At 71.3% G+C, this 20,130-nt stretch carries 20 protein-coding genes and 1 pseudogene; 15 read left to right on the top strand and 6 right to left on the bottom strand.

The window, feature by feature from the left end; all coding sequences use genetic code 11:
- The first annotated feature begins 127 nt into the window (after positions 1–127).
- The 7 genes from AB0I16_RS26770 (at position 128) to AB0I16_RS26740 (ending at position 7,688) form a co-directional block, all read left to right on the top strand.
- Positions 128–1,084, top strand: coding sequence for a serine hydrolase (locus AB0I16_RS26770; RefSeq protein WP_363252133.1), 957 nt, complete (start codon positions 128–130; stop codon positions 1,082–1,084).
- Positions 1,081–2,172, top strand: a complete 1,092-nt coding sequence (locus AB0I16_RS26765) for an endonuclease/exonuclease/phosphatase family protein (RefSeq protein ID WP_363252132.1) — start codon at positions 1,081–1,083, stop codon at positions 2,170–2,172. Before AB0I16_RS26770 ends, AB0I16_RS26765 begins: the two co-directional genes overlap by 4 nt.
- A 37-nt stretch (positions 2,173–2,209) precedes the next feature.
- Complete coding sequence (cseB, locus tag AB0I16_RS26760) at positions 2,210–2,896, top strand: two-component system response regulator CseB (RefSeq protein WP_363252131.1); 687 nt, start codon at positions 2,210–2,212, stop codon at positions 2,894–2,896.
- A 63-nt stretch (positions 2,897–2,959) separates the two neighbouring features.
- Positions 2,960–4,291 (top strand): HAMP domain-containing sensor histidine kinase, encoded by a 1,332-nt coding sequence (locus tag AB0I16_RS26755; protein ID WP_363252130.1) that lies wholly within the window; start codon positions 2,960–2,962, stop codon positions 4,289–4,291.
- 96 nt (positions 4,292–4,387) lie between these two features.
- On the top strand, positions 4,388–5,362 hold the full coding sequence (locus AB0I16_RS26750; protein WP_363252129.1) for a metallophosphoesterase: 975 nt from the start codon (positions 4,388–4,390) through the stop codon (positions 5,360–5,362).
- Between the two features lie 20 nt (positions 5,363–5,382).
- Positions 5,383–6,672: an MFS transporter gene (locus AB0I16_RS26745; RefSeq protein WP_363252128.1), complete on the top strand. Its 1,290-nt coding sequence runs from the start codon at positions 5,383–5,385 to the stop codon at positions 6,670–6,672.
- Positions 6,669–7,688, top strand: coding sequence for a hypothetical protein (locus AB0I16_RS26740; RefSeq protein WP_363252127.1), 1,020 nt, complete (start codon positions 6,669–6,671; stop codon positions 7,686–7,688). The genes AB0I16_RS26745 and AB0I16_RS26740 overlap by 4 nt, the downstream gene beginning before the upstream one ends.
- 96 nt (positions 7,689–7,784) lie before the next feature.
- Here the strand turns inward: AB0I16_RS26740 and AB0I16_RS26735 are convergent, their stop codons facing one another.
- A complete protein-coding gene (locus tag AB0I16_RS26735; protein WP_363252126.1) occupies positions 7,785–8,006 on the bottom strand; it encodes a hypothetical protein in 222 nt (73 codons plus the stop codon).
- Between the two features lie 331 nt (positions 8,007–8,337).
- On the opposite strand from AB0I16_RS26735, the gene AB0I16_RS26730 reads away from it, so the two are divergent.
- The 4 genes from AB0I16_RS26730 to AB0I16_RS26715 all read left to right on the top strand — a co-directional run bounded on the left by AB0I16_RS26730 (position 8,338) and on the right by AB0I16_RS26715 (position 11,647).
- Complete coding sequence (locus AB0I16_RS26730; RefSeq protein ID WP_363252125.1) at positions 8,338–8,853, top strand: lytic polysaccharide monooxygenase auxiliary activity family 9 protein; 516 nt, start codon at positions 8,338–8,340, stop codon at positions 8,851–8,853.
- A gap of 171 nt (positions 8,854–9,024) precedes the next feature.
- Positions 9,025–9,567: a DoxX family protein gene (locus tag AB0I16_RS26725; protein WP_363252124.1), complete on the top strand. Its 543-nt coding sequence runs from the start codon at positions 9,025–9,027 to the stop codon at positions 9,565–9,567.
- A gap of 164 nt (positions 9,568–9,731) precedes the next feature.
- Entirely contained in the window at positions 9,732–10,505 is a 774-nt protein-coding gene (locus tag AB0I16_RS26720) for a calcium-binding protein (protein WP_363252123.1), read from the top strand.
- A gap of 188 nt (positions 10,506–10,693) precedes the next feature.
- On the top strand, positions 10,694–11,647 hold the full coding sequence (locus AB0I16_RS26715) for a YihY/virulence factor BrkB family protein (RefSeq protein WP_363252122.1): 954 nt from the start codon (positions 10,694–10,696) through the stop codon (positions 11,645–11,647).
- A 65-nt stretch (positions 11,648–11,712) separates the two neighbouring features.
- On the opposite strand, the gene AB0I16_RS26710 is transcribed toward AB0I16_RS26715, so the two are convergent.
- From AB0I16_RS26710 to AB0I16_RS26690, 5 genes are read right to left on the bottom strand one after another with little or no spacing between them, the layout of a single operon-like run.
- Entirely contained in the window at positions 11,713–11,964 is a 252-nt protein-coding gene (locus AB0I16_RS26710) for a Rieske 2Fe-2S domain-containing protein (protein WP_363252121.1), read from the bottom strand.
- On the bottom strand, positions 11,965–12,804 hold the full coding sequence (locus tag AB0I16_RS26705; protein WP_363252120.1) for an iron-containing redox enzyme family protein: 840 nt from the start codon (positions 12,802–12,804) through the stop codon (positions 11,965–11,967).
- A 58-nt stretch (positions 12,805–12,862) separates the two neighbouring features.
- Positions 12,863–13,699, bottom strand: coding sequence for a dihydrodipicolinate synthase family protein (locus AB0I16_RS26700; protein WP_363252119.1), 837 nt, complete (start codon positions 13,697–13,699; stop codon positions 12,863–12,865).
- A complete protein-coding gene (locus tag AB0I16_RS26695; RefSeq protein ID WP_363252118.1) occupies positions 13,686–14,198 on the bottom strand; it encodes a DUF6190 family protein in 513 nt (170 codons plus the stop codon). Before AB0I16_RS26695 ends, AB0I16_RS26700 begins: the two co-directional genes overlap by 14 nt.
- Positions 14,188–15,342 carry an aminotransferase class I/II-fold pyridoxal phosphate-dependent enzyme gene (locus AB0I16_RS26690; RefSeq protein WP_363252117.1) on the bottom strand — a complete coding sequence of 385 codons (1,155 nt, stop codon included), beginning with the start codon at positions 15,340–15,342 and terminating at the stop codon, positions 14,188–14,190. Before AB0I16_RS26690 ends, AB0I16_RS26695 begins: the two co-directional genes overlap by 11 nt.
- 290 nt (positions 15,343–15,632) lie before the next feature.
- On the opposite strand from AB0I16_RS26690, the gene AB0I16_RS26685 reads away from it, so the two are divergent.
- From AB0I16_RS26685 to AB0I16_RS26670, 4 genes and pseudogenes are all read left to right on the top strand, one after another.
- Positions 15,633–16,304: a GntR family transcriptional regulator gene (locus AB0I16_RS26685; protein WP_363252116.1), complete on the top strand. Its 672-nt coding sequence runs from the start codon at positions 15,633–15,635 to the stop codon at positions 16,302–16,304.
- Positions 16,301–16,999 (top strand): DsbA family protein, encoded by a 699-nt coding sequence (locus AB0I16_RS26680; RefSeq protein WP_363252115.1) that lies wholly within the window; start codon positions 16,301–16,303, stop codon positions 16,997–16,999. Before AB0I16_RS26685 ends, AB0I16_RS26680 begins: the two co-directional genes overlap by 4 nt.
- Before the next feature lie 334 nt (positions 17,000–17,333).
- On the top strand, positions 17,334–20,015 hold the full coding sequence (gene aceE, locus AB0I16_RS26675; protein ID WP_363252114.1) for a pyruvate dehydrogenase (acetyl-transferring), homodimeric type: 2,682 nt from the start codon (positions 17,334–17,336) through the stop codon (positions 20,013–20,015).
- A gap of 17 nt (positions 20,016–20,032) precedes the next feature.
- Positions 20,033–20,130: pseudogene (locus AB0I16_RS26670) on the top strand (biotin/lipoyl-containing protein); the annotation flags it as partial.

Genomic DNA, 20,130 nt, shown 5'->3' with positions numbered 1-20,130 from the left:
GCACGGCGAACCCCGCACGTGCCCCGATGGGAGAGGCGTTGTCGTGCTGGTGCGAGACCCGTCCACAACCGGACCCGACCCCTGCCGCCGCGGTGGAGAACAACCCCGTGCGCGACGCGTCCACAGGGTGACGGTTGCCGCTGCCGCACTGCTGCTGCCACTGCTGCTCACCACCAGGGGGTGCCTCGAAGCACCGTCGGGCGACGACCGCCCGGCCGGCGCCACCGCACTCGCGGACCTGGGGCCGGGGTCGCAGCGACCCGGTCAGCGACTGCCCTGGCCGTCCGAGGGGCAGAGCAGTCTCGTCGTGGAGGGCGCGGGCCACGTGGGCAGCACGGGCGGGCAGCGGCCCGTCCCGATCGCCAGCCTGACCAAGGTGATGACCGCCACCGTCCTCCTGCGGAGCCACCCGATCAGGGCCGGGGAGGCCGGGCCGGGCGTCACGGTGGACCGGCGGGCGGAGATCGAGGCCGGCTCGTCGGACGAATCCACCGCGCCGGTGCGGGAGGGCCGGCGGCTGCCCCTGCGGCGGATGCTGGAACTGATGCTGCTGCCGTCGGCGAACAACGTGGCGCGCCTGCTGGCTCGCTGGGACGCCGGAAGCCAGGAGGCGTTCGTACGCAAGATGAACCGCGTGGCGAAGACGCTCGGCATGACGCACACCACCTACACCGGGGCCAGCGGTTTCGAAGCCACCACGATCAGCACCGCCGACGACCAGATGAGGCTGGCCAGGCATGCGATGCGCCACCCGGTGCTGCGGGCGGTGGTCGCCACCCGGCACACCCGGGTGCCCGGCGTACCGGGCACGGTGCGCAACACCAACCGACTGCTGGAGCGGCCCGGTGTGGTGGGGCTCAAGACCGGGTCGAGCACGCCGGCGGGCGGCAATCTGATGTGGGCCGCTCACGTCGGCCCCGACAAGACCTCGCCCCTCGCCATCGGCGTCGTCCTCGGCCAGCGCGCCGGCACGTCGCCCGCCCAGGGGCTCGACGCGGCGTTCTCCCGCAGCGAGGCCCTGCTCAGCGCCTTGCGGGAGCGGCTGCCCGCAGCTCTGGCCGGTGGGGGGCGGGTCCGGTCATGACGCTGCCTCATGTCACCCACACGGTCACCCACGACGCCACCCGCACCGAAGACACCGTGGCCGCTCACGGCGCCACCTCCACCGCAGACACCGTGGCCGCTCACGACACCGCGCCCGCGGAAGACATCACATCCGCTCAAGACACCGCGTCCGCCCCGGCGCCGACCCGCTCCCCGGCACGGCGCCGCGGTGTGCTGATCGCGGGAGCCGCGGTCCTCACCGGCTGCTCGCTCCTCGTCGTTCCGCAGTTGCCCACCGGCCCCCGGAACGCGGGCAGCCTCCTGCAGACCTTCCTGCCGTGGCTCGGGCTGGCCGTGCCCCTCCTGCTGCTGATGGCCGCCGTGCGGCGCTCCCGGCTCGCCGCGGCGGCGGTGCTCGTCCCCGCCGTGGCGTGGGCCTCGCTGTTCGGCGCGTCGATGACCGACAAGCGCGGAACCGGCGGCGACCTCAGCGTGCTCAGCCACAACGTCAGCGAATCCAACCGGTCCCCCCAGCGGACCGCCCGACAGCTGGTCTCCTCCGGCGCCGAGCTGATCGCCCTTCAGGAGATGTCCCCCGAGGCGATCCCCCGCTACCAGCGGGCCCTGGCGAAGACCCACCCCCACCACGTGGTGCGCGGCGGCGTCGGACTGTGGAGCACCCTGCCCCTGCACGGCGGCCGGACCCTGCCGGTCATGCCGTGGCCGCGTGCCCTGCGCGCCACGGTCGACACCTCCAAGGGCCCGGTGGCCGTCTATGTCGCCCACCTCGCCTCCGTGCGCGTCGCTCCCGGCGGGTTCGCCACCGCGCGCCGCAACGAGGCCATCGACCGGCTCGCCGCGGCCGTGCGCTCCGAGCGGGCCTCCCGGGTGGTGGTGGCCGGTGATCTGAACGGCTCCGCCCAGGACACCGCGCTGCGTCCGCTGACGGAGCAGCTGCACTCGGCGCAGGAGGAGGCGGGCGCGGGCCTCGGCCTGACCTGGCCGGCGGAGTTCCCGCTGGTGCGCATCGATCAGATACTGGTCAGGGGTGTCACCCCGGTCTCGTCGTGGACACTGCCTCGTACCATGAGCGACCACCTGCCCGCCGCGGCCTCCTTGCGCCTGTGAGGAGTGCCGTGGGCGCGGAAGAGCGAACAGGAGAACCTTGAGCGTGCACATCCTCCTCGTCGAGGACGACGCGACGATCCGCCGGTCCCTCACCCTGGTCCTGGAGCGGTACGGGTACCGGGCCTCGGCCGCGGGCGACGGGCTGACCGGTCTGGAGATGTTCCGGGCCGGCACGCACGACCTGCTGATGGTGGATGTGATGCTGCCGCACCTCGACGGCATCGGACTGTGCCGCAGGGTCCGCGAGAGCAGCCAGGTCCCCCTTCTGATCCTCTCCGCCCGCGGGGAGGCGACCGACGTGGTCGCGGGTCTTGAGGCGGGGGCCGACGACTACGTCGTCAAACCCGTCGACACCGTCGAGCTGCTGGCCCGCATCCGTACGCTGCTGCGCCGCGCCAGCTACCCGGCCACCGCGGCCAGCAAGGCCCCCGACGAGCAGGGCAGGCTCGTCTTCCGCGACCTGAGTGTCGACCTTCGCGGGCTGGAGGTCCGCAAGGGCGGCGAACCCGTCGCGCTCACCCCCACGGAGCTGCGCCTGCTGCTGGAGTTCGTCGCGGCGCCCGGCGTCGTGTTGCAGCGCCAGAGCCTGCTGCGCACCGTGTGGGACTACGGCTGGGAGGGTGACACCCGGGTCGTGGATCTGGCCGTGCAGCGGCTGCGCAGGAAGATCGGGGCCGAGCACATCGACACCGTGCGGGGCTTCGGCTACCGCTTCCGGCGCTGAACCGCTCTCGCCCCCGCGTTCACGTTCACCTCACCCGCCGGCCCGAGACGGACACCGCCACCCATGACCGTGCCTCATTTCCCCACTCGTCTGCGGCGCCTGACCGATCCGCGCTCCCTGCGCTGGCAGGTCGCCGCCGGTGTCACCGTCGCGACCTTCCTGATGGCCCTGGGCATCGGTGTCCTGGTCCACCGCACCACCGAGAACCGCTCCCTCGCGCTCGCCCGCGCCGATGCCCTCCATCAGCTCGACGAGGAGGAGGCCGCGTGGGCGGAGCGCGGGGCGGGGCCGGAGGGTGACGACAGCGGGTCGAGCCTCATGGTGGGCGACGAGGTGCCCGCCGAGATCCGCCGACGGCTCGGCTCCACCGAGGGGCCGGTGACCTGGTACGAGGTCAGGGGCATCGCCGATCAGGCCGCCATGTGGGCGGGCACCAGGATCGACGGCACCGTGGTCGCCGTCCGCCACGACATGATCATCGACCTGTTGAACCGCCGGGCCCTTGACCGGCACATGCGCTACGCGGCACTGGCCACGCTCGCCGTCGTCGTCCCGCTCTCCGCCCTCGCGGCCGAGCTGGTGCTCCGGCGGCTGCGCCGGGTCGCCGGCACCGCCCACCGCATCCGCGAGGGGGACCTCGACGCGCGCACCCGTACCCGCCGCCGCGACGAGATCGGCCAGATCTCCTCCGCCGTGGACCACATGGCCGACGTCCTCCAGGAACGCCTGCACAGCGAGCAGCGTTTCACCGCCGACGTCGCCCACGAACTGCGCACCCCCGTCGCGGGTCTCGTCACGGCCGCCTCCCTGCTGCCCGAGAGCGAGGCCACCGATCTCGTACGGGACCGTGTCCGTGTCCTGCACGGCCTGGTGGACGACCTGTTGGAGGTCTCCCGCCTCGACGCCGGCACGGAGCGCGCGGACATCCAGCCGCTGCCGCTGGCCGACCTCGTGCGGGACTGCGTGGCCCGCACCGGCGGCGACGTACGGCTCACGGTGGCCGGCCGACCCGTGGTGCGGACCGACCCCCGCCGCCTGGACCGCATCCTGACCAATCTGCTCCTCAACGCACAGCGGCACGGCGAGCCCCCCGTCGAGGTCGAGGTCCGCGGCACCACCCTCGCCGTACGCGATCACGGCCCCGGTTTCCCGCCGGACCTGCTCGCCCATGGACCGCAGCGCTTCCGCACCGCGACACCGGAGCGGGGCCGCGGCCACGGTCTCGGGCTGACCATCGCCCAGGCCCAGGCCGAGGTCCTCGGCGCCCGCCTGACGCTCATGAACAGCGACCCCCGCGGCGCACGGGCCGTTCTCGAACTGCCTGCGTCCCATGCGTCCCACGCGTCCGACACGTCTCACACGCCCCGCATGAACGCTGACAGGAAACTTTCCTAACAATGATTCATCCCAAGTTATTGACGCGGACATGCGGCGTCGCCAGGATTCCGGATTGACGGTTCGGCACCCCCCACGCCTCCAGAGGAGACGGACATGCCGCTCATCCCTCGCGCCACGAATTCCGGCAAGAACTCCCGCAGCCGCAAGGCCCGCGTCGGCGTCCCCGTCGCCGCCGGCGCCTCGCTCGCCCTCGTCGGCGGCGTCCTGCTGTGGTCCCCCGCCGGGGAGGCCGACGCCTCCCCGGCCACGGCCCCCGCCGCGTCCCGCGCCGGGTTCACCGCGGTCGCCGCGGGTGACATCGCCGAGCAGTGCACGGCGAGCAGCAGCAGCTGCAAGCACCCCAAGACCGCCGCCCTGGTCAAGCAGATCAACCCGTCGTTCGTGCTGACCATGGGCGACAACCAGTACGACGACGCGCGCCTGAAGGACTTCCAGAAGTACTACGACAAGACCTGGGGCGCCTTCAAGAGCAAGACCAGGCCCATTCCCGGCAACCACGAGAGCTACGACCCGGCGGGCGCGTTCAAGGGCTACAAGTCCTACTTCGGGTCCGTCGCCTACCCCGACGGTGAGAGCTACTACAGCTACGACCAGGGCAACTGGCACTTCATCGCCCTCGACTCCAACAAGTTCGACGACGACGAGCAGATCGACTGGCTCAAGGACGACCTCGCCGCCAACTCGAAGAAGTGCGTGGCCGCGTACTGGCACCACCCGCTCTTCTCCTCCGGCGAGCACGGCAACAACCCGGTCGGCCGCCCGGTCTGGAAGCTTCTCCAGGCCAACAAGGCCGAGCTGGTCCTCAACGGACACGACCACCACTACGAGCGGTTCGCCCCGCAGAACGCGGACGGCAGGGCCGACGCCAACGGCATCGTCGAGGTGGTCGGCGGCATGGGCGGCGCCAACCCGTACGACATCGAGGAAGTCCAGCCCAACAGCCAGAAGCGGCTCACCGACACCTTCGGTGTCGTGAAGCTGAACTTCACCGACACCGGCTTCTCCTGGAACCTCGTCGGCACGGACGGCTCCACGAAGGACACCAGCCCGTCCTACAGCTGCCGCTGAGCCGGACGAACACGAACGCCATGTATCTGGCCACCACCGACGCGGTCGCCAAGGCCTCGGAGCAGGAACAGTCCGAGGCCCGGCGCGGCCGCGTCGCGGGACCCGTCCTCGCGCTCGGCGCGGTCAGCCTGGTCACGGACATCTCCTCCGAGATGGTCACCGCCGTCCTGCCGCTCTACTTCGTCCTCCAACTCGGTCTCTCCCCCCTCCAGTTCGGCTTCCTCGACGGGCTCTACAACGGAGTCACGGCCCTGGTGCGGCTGGCCGGCGGGTACGCCGCCGACCGCGGCGGCCGGCACAAACTCGTCGCGGGCGGCGGCTACGCCCTCTCCGCGCTCTCCCGCCTCGGGCTGCTCCTCGCGGGCGGCGCCACCGCCGGGATCGGCGCGGCGCTCGCCGCCGACCGCGTCGGCAAGGGCGTGCGCACCGCGCCGCGCGACGCCCTCATCTCGCTGAGCAGCCCGCCCGACACACTGGGCCGCGCCTTCGGTGTGCACCGGGCGATGGACACGACGGGCGCGCTGCTCGGGCCGCTCGCCGCGTTCGCGCTGCTGTGGGCGACGGCGGACGCGTACGACGCCGTGTTCGTCGTCAGCTTCTGCTTCGGGCTGCTCGGGGTGCTGATGCTGGTCGCGTTCGTGCCCGGGCACTCGTCCGCGGCGGCATCGGGGCCATCGCGCCCCACCGCCGAACGACGCGCGCCCGCCGCCCCACGTCCTCGCGTCCTCGGCCTGCTCCGCGTCCCCGCCTTCCGGCGCGTCCTCCTCGCCGCGGCGCTGCTCGGCGCCGCCACCATCGGCGACGCGTTCCTCTACCTCCTGCTCCAGCGGCGGCTGGACTTCGCCATCTCGTGGTTCCCGCTGCTGCCACTGGGCGCCGCCGCGGTCTACCTGCTGCTCGCCGTCCCGGCCGGGCGGCTCGCCGACCGCGTCGGGCGCCGCCTGCCGTTCCTCACCGGACACATCGCGCTGCTCGGCGGTTACGTCCTCCTGCTCGCACCCACCGACGGCTGGCCGCTCCTCATCGGCGTACTGCTGCTGCTCGGTGTCTTCTACGCGGCCACCGACGGCGTGCTGATGGCGCTGGTCGCCCCCGTGGTGGCGCGGGAGCGGCGGGCGAGCGGCATGGCCGTCCTGCAGACCGGACAGGCGCTCGCGCGGCTCGTCGCCGCGGCCGGGTTCGGTGCGGTGTGGACCCTGTGGGGCGTCGAGACCGCGCTGACCTGCGCCGTCGTCGCGCTGACGGTGGCGGTCGCCGGGGCGGCGGCGCTGCTCCCGCAATCGGACACATCTTCCGGAGGCCCCTCGTGAAGCAACAGTCCTCAGCGCCGTCCCCCCTCGCCTCCCTCCGCTCCCGCGTCGTCGCGGTGGCCGCGGCGACTGCGGTCCTCGCGGGCGTCGCCGTCACCTACACGCTGCAGGCGGCGGAGCGCGCCGAGTCGGCCGACGCGACCTCGAAGTTCGGGCTCGACCGGGACAAGCTCTACTTCCGCAGCACGACGGAGTCGGCGGGCCGGATCGCACGCGTCCCGGCCTCCGGCGGGGGCGGCGGGGCGCGCACCACCGGCGGCCCCACGTGTGAGCGCTTCTACGCCGCCGCGGGCACGGGGCTCTGCCTGCAGCGCAGGTCGGGCATCCCACCCAAGTCGTACGCGGTCGTCCTGGACGACCGGCTCCGCGAGAAGCGCCGGATCGCCCTGACCGGCATCCCCAACCGGGCGCGCGTCTCGGCGTCGGGGCGGATGCTGTCCTGGACGATGTTCGCCACGGGCGACTCGTACGCGGGCTCGTCGTTCTCCACCCGCACCTCCATCCTGGACACCCGGACGGGTTACCTCATCAAGAACATGGAGGAGATCCCCCTGACCCTCGACGGCCGCCGCTACCACTCCCCCGACGTCAACTACTGGGGCGTGACCTTCGCGAAGGACGACAACCGCTTCTACGCGACGGTGTCCACGAAGGGCAAGACGTACCTGGTACGCGGCGACATGGCGAAGTGGTCGGCGACCGCCCTGCGTGCGAACGTCGAGTGCCCGTCGCTCTCCCCCGACAACACGCGCATCGCCTTCAAGAAGCGGGTGCGGAAGGGGACGCGGGACCCGTGGCGGCTGTACGTCCTCGACCTGCGCACGATGCGCGAACACCCGCTCGCCGAGCGGCGCAGCGTCGACGACCAGGCGGCCTGGCTGGACGACGACACCCTCGGGTACGCCCTGCCGGGCGCGGACGGCCGCAAACAGGACATCTGGACGACCCGGGCGGACGGCTCGGGCAGCCCCGCCCTGCGCGTACGCGGCGGAAGCTCGCCGGCAGCGGTGCGGTGAACCGCCCACGAGCCGTCCAGCCTTGGAGCGCCTCACCGGATGGTCCCGCCGCCGACGCGAGCGGGCCGCGCGTCGGCGCCCGGTGGTGAGGCCCTGTCAGGTCCAGAGGGACAGGCGGGCGGTGGTGGGCGTGGCGTCACAGAAGTAGCTGATCGCCTGACCGCCTGCCACGTAGGCCCTGCCGGCCGCGTCGCAGGCGGCGGCGCTCGGGTACATGCCGACGTAGACGTACCCGGCGGCCTGGGCGGACGGGGCGAGCAGCAGGGCGGCCGCGGCCAGCACTCCGGTCAGGCCCAGGGTCGACATCGCTTTGCGCATGGGTGTGTTGCTGCCTTCCTGTTTTCCGGTGGCGAGCATTCCGGTGAGGGGAGATCGGGTCTTCGCTGTGCAGCTTTCCCTACAGCCGGACCGAAGAGCAATGGTCGAGACCAATTCGCCGAAAAAAACGCCGGAGCGGACGATCCCGCCACTGCCCGTACGGGCCGAGGCGCCCAACGGCCGGAATCGGGTACTAGTTTGGTCTAGACCAAGAGGGGTACAGTTCACCTCGTCGTCATGGCCGACCCCACAGTCATGGCGCGTTCGCTTGACATGCTCATGTTCGTCTCGCTTCGGACGGGCGGACACGAACCCCCACAGAGGAGTTGTCATGAAGAGCAAGAAGATGCTGGCCGCGGTCGTCGGCGCGGGCATCGCCCCGCTGCTGGCCGTGAGCCTCCCGGCCGGCAGCGCGAGCGCACACGGCTACATTTCCTCGCCGCCCAGCCGACAGGCGCAGTGTGCCGCAGGGGTGGTCTCCTGCGGTTCCATCAAGTACGAGCCGCAGAGCGTCGAGGGCCCGAAGGGCCTGAAGAGCTGCAGCGGAGGCAACGCCGCCTTCGCCGAGCTGGACAACGACAGCAAGGGCTGGAAGGTGACCCCGGTCAGCCGGACCACCAGCTTCAACTGGCGCCTGACGGCCCGGCACGCCACCTCCACCTGGCAGTACTACGTGGGCGGCCGCAAGATCGCGGAGTTCAACGACGGAGGTGCCCGGCCGGGTGAGACCGTCACCCACCAGGTCAACTTCGGCAGCCTGACCGGCAAGCAGAAGGTGCTGGCCGTGTGGAACATCGCCGACACCAGCAACGCCTTCTACGCCTGCGTCGACGTGAACGTGAGCTGACGGAACACCACCACCCGGCCCTGCCGGGACGCGCCGGCCCACGCGGCCGGCCGGTGTCCCGGTGTCCGGAGCGGAGGGCACGCCCTCCGCTCCGGACACCGAGTACCTCCTCCGAGCCGTCCGGCGGCCGGGAGCCTGCGGACGGCCGTGTGCGAAAGGGTGGGTACGGCGATGGAGAGAGTCGGCGAGCGAAGCGTTCACCCCCCTCGGGGGCCGGCCCGCACAGGAGCGGAGCATGAAGGGCAGGCCGGCCGGGCCGCCCGCTCCCTGACCCGCCGCGTCCAGCGGCGCGGCCCGGCGCTCCTCAGGGTCTGCGTGGGCATGGTGTTCCTGTGCTTCGGCGTCCTGAAGTTCTTCCCCGCGGCCAGCCCCGCCGAGGGGGTCGCCGTCCGGGCCACGACGAAGCTCACCCTCGGTCTGCTGCCGCCGGACATGACCCTGCCCATGCTGGCGGCGGGTGAGACGGCCATCGGCCTCGGCCTTGTCACGGGGGTGCTGCTCCGCCTGGCCCTGGTGGGGTTCTTCGCCCACATGGCGGGCGTCTTCTCCGCGCTCGTGCTGCTCCCCGGGGAGATGTGGCAGGGAGGCATGCCGGTCCCCACCCTGGCGGGCCAGTACGTCATCAAGAACGTCATCCTGGTCGCGGCCTGCCTCGTCGTGGCCGCCGACGAATGGGGCCCGGACCGCCGCCCTGAGGACGCCACGGCACCGTAACGCGCCGAACACCGCGGTGCCGCCCCGACTTCCGCCGTCCGGCAGGCATGAGGACGGAGCGGTCACACCGACACGGCCGTCACGGCCGCACGAGAGACCCGTAGCACGCGGCGGCTCCCCCGCCTCCGGCCGGCCCACCGGTCGCCCTATCGAGATGAGGTCCCATGAATCGACACGCAGCCGCCACCCGCGCGGCCGCCGTGACCCTGCTCGCCACCGGCCTCGCCGTCGTCCCGGTGTCCGCCGCCCCGGCCGCCACCGGCGCGAAGGCCCGCGTCGGCGCCGACTGGGCGACCCAGTCCATCGTCTTCACCGCCGCGGCAGGCCAGGCCAACGACCTCCATGTGATCCCCATGGAGACCGGCTCGGACGTCCGGCGGATCGGCTTCCGGGACGCGGTCCCGCTCACCCCCGGCGACCACTGCGCGTACCTCGAACCCGGGGACGACACCTTCGTCGTCTGCGAGCTGCCCGTCGGCCGCACCGCCACCGACCGGATCGATGTCTTCCTCGGCGACCGCGACGACACGATCGTCACCAGCGACCCCGGAGTCAACACGGTGCGGGGCGGCTCCGGTGACGACGAACTGCACGCCCACACCGCGCGCACGGTCCGGGGCGACGCGGGCGACGACATGGTCATGGGGCTCTCGGTCCTGGACGGTGGTGACGGAAGGGACCACCTGATGGGTGACGACGGCGACCAGCGGCTGTGGGGCGGCCGTGGCGAGGACATGATCGAGGCGTACGGCGGCGCGGACCTCGTGTCCGCCGGTCCGGGCGACGACCACGTCATGGGTGGTGACGGCCGTGACGTCCTCCTCGGCGGCACCGGTGACGACACCCTGAAGGGTGAGGGCGGTGACGACCTGGTCGACGGCGGACCCGGAAAGGACACCCTCGACGGCGGTCCGGGCCGCGACATCGTCCTCCGGTAGCCGCCGCTCTCCGCATCAGCGTGTCGGACGTGCACGCCGACGGCAGGGGGCGGCGTCCGGGCAGCGTCCTGCGACACGTGCAGGCGGACTGCGATTGCGTCGGCGGTGCCGGGGCACCGGGCACACGTACACCCGTGGTTTCGGCCGGTGTACGACCAGGTGCGCGACGCGACGAATCGGGGCGAGGCATGGGCACGGCGACGGCGGTTCCCGAGACGCGGGACATGGAGGGCGAGGAGCTCTCGGGCGACGAGGCCTTCGTGGCGCTGCGCCACTACGGCGGCTGGCGGCTGCTGCGCGACGCGTTCGTCCGGTTCCGCTACGCCGACGGCTTCAGCCACTCCCGGGCCTTGGCGCTGCAGACGGTCCTCGCGGTCGTGCCTCTGGCGATCGTGTTCGTCGGCCTGTCGAGCGTGCTGCACACCCAGGACATCGGCAGGTTCGCCGAGGTGGTCATCCACCGGATGGCACGAGGGCCGAGCGCCGACGTCGTCGACGAGGCGCTGGCCCGTAGCCGCCGCACCGCGGACGGTGGCACGCAGGTCGCTCTCTGGTTCGGGCTCGTGTTCTCCCTGGCCAACGTCACGACGGCGATGTGCCAGATCGAGCGCGGAGCCAACCGGATCTACGGGAACGAGCGGGACCGGCCCTTCCACCGGAAGTACCTGCGCGGCCTGGCCATGGCCGTCGTCGCGGGCCTGCCCCTGGGCCTCGGCTTCGTGGTGATGGTGGCAGGCGCCGATCTGGCCGCCGCGGCGGTGACGGTCTTCGGTGTCGGGCAGCAGGTGAGCACCGTGTTCGACGTGCTGCGCTGGCCGTTGGGCTTCGTCCTGGCACTCGTCTCGGCGAGCGTCGTCTTCCGGCGCTCGCCACGGCGGCGTCAGCCCGGCTATACCTGGCTGGCGTTCGGCGCGGCCGTGTACCTCCTGCTGTGGACGGGTCTGACCGGCCTCTTCAGCCTCTACCTCTCGGTCAGCGGCTCCTTCGACACGGTCTACGGTCCGCTGAGCGCCTTCATGTCCTTGTTGCTGTGGGCCTACCTCACCTCGCTCGCGCTGTTCCTGGGGCTGGCCTTCGCGGCGCAGCTGGAAGCGGCCCGCGCCCTGCGGCCCGGCCCCGTCAAGGCCGACCCGGGGGTGTGAGACCGGCTCGGCCGCCCGCGTGCCCGGGGTCGTCCGGGCACGCGGCCCCGCGGCGGCCGTGGACGTCAGCCGGTGGGCGGGGTCACCTCCCGCGTGCACAGACGGCGGTCCGTGGGTCCGGTGACCGCCTCGCCCGTCTCCAGGGAGAAGCTGGAGTGGTGCAGGGGGCAGGTGATCCGCAGCCGCGCGGTGTTCACATAGCCGTGGGCGAGGAAGCCCTTGCGGTGCGGACATGCCGCTTCCACCTCGAACTCCCGGCCGCCGACCCGTACCCGGAGCTTGTCCTCACCCACCTGTTCGATGGTGGCGTCGTCCACTCAGGCCGCCTTGAGCGCGGAGGCGACCGCCGCCTCGGTGGCGCCGCCGATGACTTCGCCGGCCATCTTGAACCCGGCCCAGACCTTGACCGGCATCAGATCGGCCTCGGCCTCGAACTCACGGATCGCCACCTGGAGTTCCCTGGCGTGGAAGTGGTCGATGTGCAGGTGCTCGGTGTAGTAGCGGGCGCCCCGGAGGCCGAGCCTTTGCGCCGCCGCGGCGAAGCACTTGAAGGCGTAGAGGATGCTGGACTCCAGGTAGCACAGCGCGCCGAGGAAGTACTCGGGGCGTGGTGCCCGGGCGGCCGCCCAGAAGAACGTGTTGACGTAGGCGTACGTCTCCTCGTTCGTACGGTCGAGATAGTCGCCGACCTCCAGGGACATGCCCAGTTCGGTCATCAGGTCGCGGTAGATGTTGAAGTGCGCCTGGTCGAGGTTCCCGCAGCCGAACTCGTCGATGAGCACCCGGAAGACGGCCATCTTGGCCTTCTTGGGGAGCCGCCAGACGATCGGCAGGAAGGACTCGGACTCGGTGAGGCCGTCCACCGCGAACTGCGCGACGACCTCCTTGAACTGTTCATGGCCGAGGTCCTCGGCCATGACGCGCTCGTACTCCGGCGGGTCGGCTTCTTCGGCCTTGAGCAGTTCCTTCATCTGCCGGCCGAGCGCCGCGCGGTCCGGCAGGTCCGGTGCGGCGGCCTCGATCTCGCGGACGCGGGAGACGATCAGCCGCTCTTCGAGTGCGTGGAGTTCACGCAGCTCGTCGGGGCTGGGGATGGTGCGGTTGAGCACGAACAGACGGCTGCCTGCGGTGCGTTCGGCGGTGACGTTCACTGTCACTGGGGCGCTCCTTCGCAAGGGGAGGTGGCGGGTGGGCGGAATGAGCGGTTCCGCGCTCTCAGCCGACGGCCAGTGCGGTGCCGATGACGCCGCGCCGGACCAGTTCGGTCTTGACGTGCAGGTACCAGTCGTCGGCCAGCAGGTCGTACCGCTCGGACAGCTCGTCGATCCGTTCCTGGCAGACGCGGGAGAAGGACGTCACCGCCTCCGCGCAGACGTCGGGTTCGAGGTTGGCCAACGGGCCGACGAAGCCCTGGACGCCCGGCACGTCGGCGATCTGGTGCTCCCAGCCCTGGAACACCGGCACCGGCACCCCGCCCGCGAGCAGCTCCTCGGTGAACTGCGCGTGGCCGCTGGACTCCTTGACGCCGATGACACCCGGCAGCGCGCACACCTCGCGCAGCGCGGCCACGTCGAGGTCCATCTTGGAGACCGCGTTCTCGTGGTAGACGAAGACGGGCAGCGGGCTCTTGGCGATGATCTCGCGGAAGTGCTCGACCAGGGTGGGGCGCGGGGTGTCGGCGGCCGGGAAGGGCGGCGGCACCACGATCGCGTCGGCGCCGAGGGCCTCGGCGAGCGCGGCCCGCGCCAGGATGCCGGCGGGCCGTCCGATCTCGACCCCGGCGAGCACCGGGGCGCCGTCGGCGTGTTCGACGGTGAGGTGCACGATGTCGATCCACTGCTTGAGGGAGAGCTTCCAGCCCTCACCGGTACTGAGCGCCGGCATGTACCCCGCGACCCTGCCGCGCAGGCCCGCCATCAGCCGGGCCACGCTCGGCCCGCACACCTTGCGCTGCTCGTCGACGGGCGTGACGAGTGGGACCACGACGCCGCTCAGCCGCTTCAGCCGCTCCACGGCGTCGAACCGGTCCCCGGGGTTTTCAGACGGCGGCATGGTCGACCTCCAGGGTCAGGGACGTGCGGTACAGGGCGTCGAGTACGTCGTCGCCGTCCTCGAAGCGCACCGCGCCGCTCGCCCGGCCGGGGGTGCGCACCGGCATCCCCTCGGCGGCGAGGGCGGTGAGGCGGGGATTGACGGTGACCAGCTCGCCCTCGGCGGCCAGTACGGACGCCAGCAGCATCCGTTCACGCAGCTCCAGGCCATCGGCGCGGGCCGGCAGGTGGGCCAGCGCCTGCCAGTCGGCGGGGGTGTAGGCGCGCCGCCGGATCGGCATGAGGGAGTGCAGCACGTCCATGAAGGGGTAGTAGACGTCCTGCTCCTGGCGCGGGTAGCTCCACACCAGGTCGTCGCAGCGGCCGACCTCCTCGTAGGTCATCACGACCGGCCGGTGCAGGTGTTCGGCGAAGAAGGCGGCGCAGGAGGCGCGCACCGCCGGATCGGTGCTGTGCATCCCCATGAACAGCGCCGCGTCGACGTAGACGTCACGCGCCATAGCTGTCCACCGCCTCGCGCAGGCGGGTGAGGGACTGCGCGAACTCCTGCGGGTCACGGGCGAGCGCGATGCGGACGTAGCGCTCGCCGCGCTCCGGCTCGTTCCAGTAGAAGTAGGTGCCGGGCAGCACGTAGACCTCGTACGCGGTCAGGTGGGCCTGGAGTTCGGTCGCCCTGATCGTGTCGTCCGTGATGCGGAACCACGCCACGCTGACGTTGACCGTGGGCTCCAGGTGTTCGAGAAGGCTGCCCTCCAGGGTCTTCAGGGCGGTCTCCCGGTTCCGGGTGATGACGTCGCGCACCGAGGTCATGCCGTCCTCGATGGAGTCCTCGACGTAGCGGGCGAGGAAGTTCAGGATGAACGGCGAGACGTCGAGCAGGACGCTGGTGTGGATGTTGTAGACGTCCTCGTGCAGGTCCGTGCTGCAGGTGAGCAGGGCGCACTTGGCGTCCTGCAGGGGCCACGTCTTGCCGGTGTCCTCCAGCGCCATGTAGCGCACGCCGGAGGTGTCGAGGAGTTCGTAGAGGTCGAAGCGGCCGAAACGCGGGTCGGCGAGGGCGAAGGCCGCGAAGCAGAGGTCGACGACGAAGAGCTTGTCGTGGTCCACGCAGTAGCGGACGACCTCCTCGAAGCCCTTGCGGCCGTGGCTCAGCAGTGAGAAGCCGGTGGGGTTGTTGGGGTCCACGAGGAAGAGCGCGTCGGTGGTGACGGCCTCGGCGAGGCGGTCGTAGATGCGGTCGGCGTCGTGCAGGACGTCCTCCGGGATCGGCACCGGCTGGACGCCGACGTTGCGCAGGACGTCGGGCAGATTGTCGAAGCAGGGCTCGACGAGGCTGACGCTGATGTCGTTGCGCCGCAGGTACATGCCCGCGACCAGGGTGGAGATGGAGGCCGCGTAGGAGAGCATCGTGCTCTCCGCACGCACGCTGTGCTGGCCGTGCAGCCGGAAGAAGACCTCCTTGAAGCGTTCCTCCAGGTCCGCCTGGCGGCTTTCCTCGGCTTCGTACCAGAGGGCGGGCAGGGCCTGGACGATGTCGCGCTGTCCCGGGGACTGCTGCTGGTGCGTGTGGGCGTCGGCGAGGTTGAACCGGGTCTTCAGTGCCTGGATCTCGTGCTGGGTGAGGTCGAGAGGCTGCTCGGTCACAGGGTTCCTTGAGGGAAGAGGGCGACGCGGACGGTTCCGGAGCGTGCCCGCACGGCACGGCGGCCGGGGCCGTTCGAAGGCGTCGGTATCGGGAAGGGTGGTCGAGATCTGCTCGGAAACGCGCGTCATCCGCGGGGAGCAGCCGGGCCCGCACCCGGCTGGGCCGCAACAGGGAGTGCCTCGAAGGGTCGTGAACCTGGTGCGGCGTAACCACCATGGCGTACGTTAGACGATGATCGATCATCGCTCAACCCACCGCAGACCCACGCCAGTTCCGACCGGAGTCCCCCATGCCAGGTGAGAGTGTTCCCGCCGCCCCTGTGTCCGCCGTCTCGTTGAAGCGTGTCCCCCTGAGCGAACAGGTACGGCGTACCCTCCTCGACGGCCTGCTCAACGGCCGCTGGCGCCCGGGCGACCGCATCATCGAGCGGCACATCGCCCAGGAGCTCGACGTCAGCCACGGTCCCGTACGGGAAGCGCTGCGCGACCTCCAGGCCATGCAGCTCGTGGACGTCATTCCCAACAAGGGCGCCCGGGTGCGGGAGCTGACCCCGGACTATCTCGCCGCGGTCTACCCGGTGCGCGCCGCCCTGGAGCGCCTCGCCGGCCAGTTGGCGGTGGGCCGGCTGGGAGGAGACGTGTCGGAGCTGGAGCCGCATCTTGACCTGCTGCACCAGGCGGCGCGCGACGGTGACACCGACCTGCAGATCCACTGCGCGGTCGAGTTCCACCGGGAGATCGTCCGGTCCGCGGGCAACGAGGTGCTGCTGCGCAACTGGGAGTCCCTGGCCATCGAGCTGTGGACCCGCCTCTCCCTGCAGTGGCTGCGCACGGAACTGCACGAGAACGCCGAGGACCACGTCGCCATCGTGGACGCCTTCCGACGCCAGGACCCGTACGTGGGACGCATGCTCGAACTGCATGTCCTTGAGTACGCACACAAGCCGATAGGAATGCCATGACCACCACCCCGCACCCGCGCGACCAGGTCGCGCCGGGCACCGTCACCGTGTTCTCCGACATCTGGTGCTCGTTCGCCCATGTGGCGCTGCACCGGCTGCACACGACGCGGGCCCGACTCGGGCTGCAGGAGCGTGTCCGCTTCGACCACCGGGCCTTCCCGCTGGAGCTGTTCAACAACGGGCCGAGCCCCCGTCCCGGCACGGACTCCGAGGTCGGCGGGGTGGCGCACATCGAGCCCGACGCCGGCTGGCAGTTGTGGCGGGCACCGGACTGGAAGTTCCCCTCCTCCTCGCTGCCGGCGCTGGAAGCCGTGCAACTCGCCAAGGAGCAGGGCCTGGATGCCTCCGAACGGCTCGACCTGGCGCTGCGCCGGGCGTTCTGGGCCCAGAGCCGTTCCATCGGCGCGCGCTCCGTGGTCCTGGACGTGGCCGAGGAGACGTCGGGGGTCGACGCGGCCCCGATCGCCGAGGGCCTGGACGACGGGCGGGCGCGCCACGCGGTCACGCGGGACTTCGCGTGCGCCCGGGAGCACCGGGTCCAGTGCAGTCCGCACCTGTATCTGCCCGACGGCTCCGACTGCGCCAACCCCGGCGTGACGGCTCGTTGGCACGGCAAGTACGGGACCGGGTTCCCGGAGGTGACCGGGAACGATCCCACGGTCTATGCGGAGTTGCTCCGCAGGGCAGCCGGTTGATCCTCGACCGCTCGCCCGGCCGACCCTTCAGCCGCCCCCCCCGGGGGTCGCCATGGAACCGTCGGGGTCTCGCATCCTGAGAAATGATCGATCATCGCGCATTACTCGCCAGTAAGTGTTGACTGCATCTATCGGCGGCTCCTACGTTTTGCATCCCGGAAACATGCTTCCGCTTTCCGAAATCTCATGGGCGTGGAAGCTGCGTCAGCGGGGTGCGCGTCGCCACCCCCATCCACCCGCCGGACCACCCGTACGTCCGGCCCCGCTCACCGGGCCGCCGCACCGAACCCGGCGGCCCCGACTCCTTACCCAGGAACGCGAAAGGGGATCACCCGTGTCCCAGCTCGACCAACTGCCCGACAAGGACCCGTCCGAGGTCGCGGAGTGGTGCCAGTCCCTCGACGCGGCCGTCGCCTTCGGCGGCCCGCAGCGGGCCGTCCAACTGCTGCAGCGCGTCAACGAACACGCGCGGAGCACCGGAATCGACCTTCCGCCGTTCCTGGAGACGCCCTACGTCAACACCATCCCCACCGCCGCCGAACCGGCGTACCCCGGCGACGAGGAGATGGAGCGGAAGATCACCGCGTGGAACCGCTGGAACGCCGCCGCGATGGTGACGCGCGGCAACCAGCGCGGCGGCCTCGGCGGGCACATGGCCACCTTCGCCTCCGCCGCCTGGCTCTACGAGGTGGGCTTCCAGCACTTCTTCCGCGGCAAGCAGGCGGACGGCTCCGGTGACCAGCTGTACGTCCAGGGCCACGCCTCCCCCGGTGTCTACGCCCGCGCCTTCCTCGACGGCCGCCTCAGCGAGGGCCAGTTGGACCGCTTCCGCCAGGAGGCGGGAGGCGACGGTCTCCCCTCCTATCCCCACCCCCGCCGCCTCCCGTGGCTGTGGGAGTTCCCGACGGTGTCGATGGGCCTCGGCCCCCTCTCCGCCATCTACCAGGCGCGCTTCAACCGCTACCTCACCAACCGCGGCATCAAGGACACCTCGCACTCGCACGTGTGGGCGTTCCTCGGTGACGGCGAGATGGACGAGCCGGAGTCGACGGCGGCCCTCGCACTGGCCGCACGTGAGGGTCTGGACAACCTCACCTTCGTCGTCAACTGCAATCTCCAGCGCCTCGACGGCCCCGTACGCGGCAACTTCAAGATCGTGCAGGAGCTGGAGCGGCAGTTCCGCGCGGCCGGCTGGAACGTGGTCAAGTCCCTGTGGGGGGCGGACTGGGACGACCTGCTCGCCGAGGACACCGACGGCGCGCTGGTCCGCCGGCTCGGGAGCGTTCCCGACGGCCAGTTCCAGACCTTCGCGGCACGCGACGGCGCCTACATCCGCGAGCGGTTCCTCGGCGCCGACCCCGCTCTCGCCGCGCTCTCCGGCCGGCTGAGCGACGCCCGCCTCGAAGAGATCGTCGGCACCTCGCGGGCCGGCCACGAGCCGCGCAAGGTCTACGCCGCCTACCGGGCCGCCCTGGAACACCAGGGCGCCCCGACGGTCGTCCTGGTCCAGACGGTCAAGGGCTGGACCCTCGGCCCCGGCTTCGAGTCGCGCAACGCCAACCACCAGATGAAGAAGCTCTCGGGCAAGGAGTTCCGCGCCATGCGGGACCTGCTCGAACTCCCCATCCCCGACAAGGCCCTGGACGACACGCTCGTGCCCTACTGGCACCCCGGAGCCGACTCCCCCGAGGTCAGGTACCTCCAGGAGCGCCGCGCCGCGCTCGGCGGCCCGGCACCGGCCCGCAGGATCGTCCCCAAGCCGCTGCCGCTGCCCTCCGCGAAGCCCTTCGACGCGCTGAAGAAGGGCTCGGGCAGTCAGGAGATCGCCACGACGATGGCGTTCGTCCGCCTGGTCAAGGACCTGATGCGGGACAAGGAGACCGGCAGCCGGTGGGTGCCGATCGTCCCCGACGAGGCCCGCACCTTCGGCATGGAGTCGCTGTTCCCCTCGGCCGGCATCTACTCCCCCGTGGGACAGACCTACGACCCCGTCGACCGCGACCAGCTGCTCTACTACAAGGAGTCCAAGGACGGGCAGATCCTCAACGAGGGGATCACGGAGGCCGGATCGCTGGCCTCCCTGACGGCGGCGGCGACCTCGTACGCGACCCACGCCGAGCCGATGATCCCCTTCTACATCTTCTACTCGATGTTCGGCTGGCAGCGGACGGCCGATCAGTTCTGGGCCCTGGGCGACCAGTTGGGCAGGGGCTTCGTCATCGGAGCGACCGCGGGCCGCACCACCATGACGGGCGAGGGACTCCAGCACGCCGACGGCCACTCGCATCTGATCGCCTCCACCAATCCGGCCGCGGTCAGCTATGACCCCGCCTTCGCGTACGAGGTCGCCGTCATCGTCCGCGAAGGGCTGCGCCGCATGTACGGCCCCGACGCCGAGGACGTCTTCTACTACCTCACCGTCTACAACGAGACGAAGCTCCAGCCGCCCATGCCGTCCGGCGAAGGTGTCGAGGAGGGCATCCTGCGCGGCCTCTACCGCTACCAGGAGGCCGCGGACGCGGCCTCCGACGCGCCGCGCCTACAGCTCCTCGCCTCCGGTACCGCGATCCACTGGGTCCTTGAGGCCCAACGCCTCCTGCGCGAGGACTGGGGCGTGGCGGCCGATGTGTGGTCCGCCCCGTCCTGGACCGAGCTGCGGCGCGAGGCTCTCGACGTGGAGGCGGAGAACCTGCGCGCGGCCACCACGGGCGAGGGCAGGGGGGACCGGGTCCCGTACATCACGCGTGCGCTCGCCGGTGCTCCGGGGCCGGTGATCGCCGTGAGCGACTGGATGCGCGCGGTGCCCGATCAGATCAGTCCCTGGGTGGAACAGGAATGGCTGTCCATCGGAACCGACGGTTACGGGCTCTCCGACAGCCGGGACAACGTGCGCCGTCACTTCGGCGTGGACGCCCCGTCCCTCGTGGTCGCCGTGCTCGCCACGCTCGCCCGGCGCGGCGAGGTCAAGCAGGAGACGGTGCGGCAGGCCGCCGCACGCTACGGGGTGGAGGCGTGAGCATGGCCGACGCAGTCATCACCCTGCCGGCGCTCGGTGAGTCCGTCACCGAGGGCACCGTCACCCGCTGGCTGAAGGAGGTCGGCGAGGAGGTCGCGGCCGACGAGCCCCTCCT

Origin of the sequence: Streptomyces sp. NPDC050703, from assembly GCF_040654435.1 — a bacterium.
In the GTDB taxonomy this organism is placed as follows: domain Bacteria; phylum Actinomycetota; class Actinomycetes; order Streptomycetales; family Streptomycetaceae; genus Streptomyces.
This window is presented reverse-complemented; position numbering and strand designations above follow the sequence as displayed.

What these genes read in the sequence shown, in the direction of transcription:
- AB0I16_RS26765 (WP_363252132.1), top strand. Translation starts at nt 1,081, where the DNA reads ATGACGCTGCCTCATGTCACCCACACGGTCACCCACGACGCCACCCGC.
- AB0I16_RS26700 (WP_363252119.1), bottom strand. Translation starts at nt 13,699, where the DNA reads ATGCCGCCGTCTGAAAACCCCGGGGACCGGTTCGACGCCGTGGAGCGG.
- AB0I16_RS26750 (WP_363252129.1), top strand. Translation starts at nt 4,388, where the DNA reads ATGCCGCTCATCCCTCGCGCCACGAATTCCGGCAAGAACTCCCGCAGC.
- AB0I16_RS26715 (WP_363252122.1), top strand. Translation starts at nt 10,694, where the DNA reads ATGGGCACGGCGACGGCGGTTCCCGAGACGCGGGACATGGAGGGCGAG.
- AB0I16_RS26745 (WP_363252128.1), top strand. Translation starts at nt 5,383, where the DNA reads ATGTATCTGGCCACCACCGACGCGGTCGCCAAGGCCTCGGAGCAGGAA.
- AB0I16_RS26730 (WP_363252125.1), top strand. Translation starts at nt 8,338, where the DNA reads ATGAAGAGCAAGAAGATGCTGGCCGCGGTCGTCGGCGCGGGCATCGCC.
- AB0I16_RS26755 (WP_363252130.1), top strand. Translation starts at nt 2,960, where the DNA reads ATGACCGTGCCTCATTTCCCCACTCGTCTGCGGCGCCTGACCGATCCG.
- AB0I16_RS26685 (WP_363252116.1), top strand. Translation starts at nt 15,633, where the DNA reads ATGCCAGGTGAGAGTGTTCCCGCCGCCCCTGTGTCCGCCGTCTCGTTG.
- AB0I16_RS26725 (WP_363252124.1), top strand. Translation starts at nt 9,025, where the DNA reads ATGGAGAGAGTCGGCGAGCGAAGCGTTCACCCCCCTCGGGGGCCGGCC.
- AB0I16_RS26720 (WP_363252123.1), top strand. Translation starts at nt 9,732, where the DNA reads ATGAATCGACACGCAGCCGCCACCCGCGCGGCCGCCGTGACCCTGCTC.
- AB0I16_RS26735 (WP_363252126.1), bottom strand. Translation starts at nt 8,006, where the DNA reads ATGCGCAAAGCGATGTCGACCCTGGGCCTGACCGGAGTGCTGGCCGCG.
- AB0I16_RS26680 (WP_363252115.1), top strand. Translation starts at nt 16,301, where the DNA reads ATGACCACCACCCCGCACCCGCGCGACCAGGTCGCGCCGGGCACCGTC.
- AB0I16_RS26695 (WP_363252118.1), bottom strand. Translation starts at nt 14,198, where the DNA reads ATGGCGCGTGACGTCTACGTCGACGCGGCGCTGTTCATGGGGATGCAC.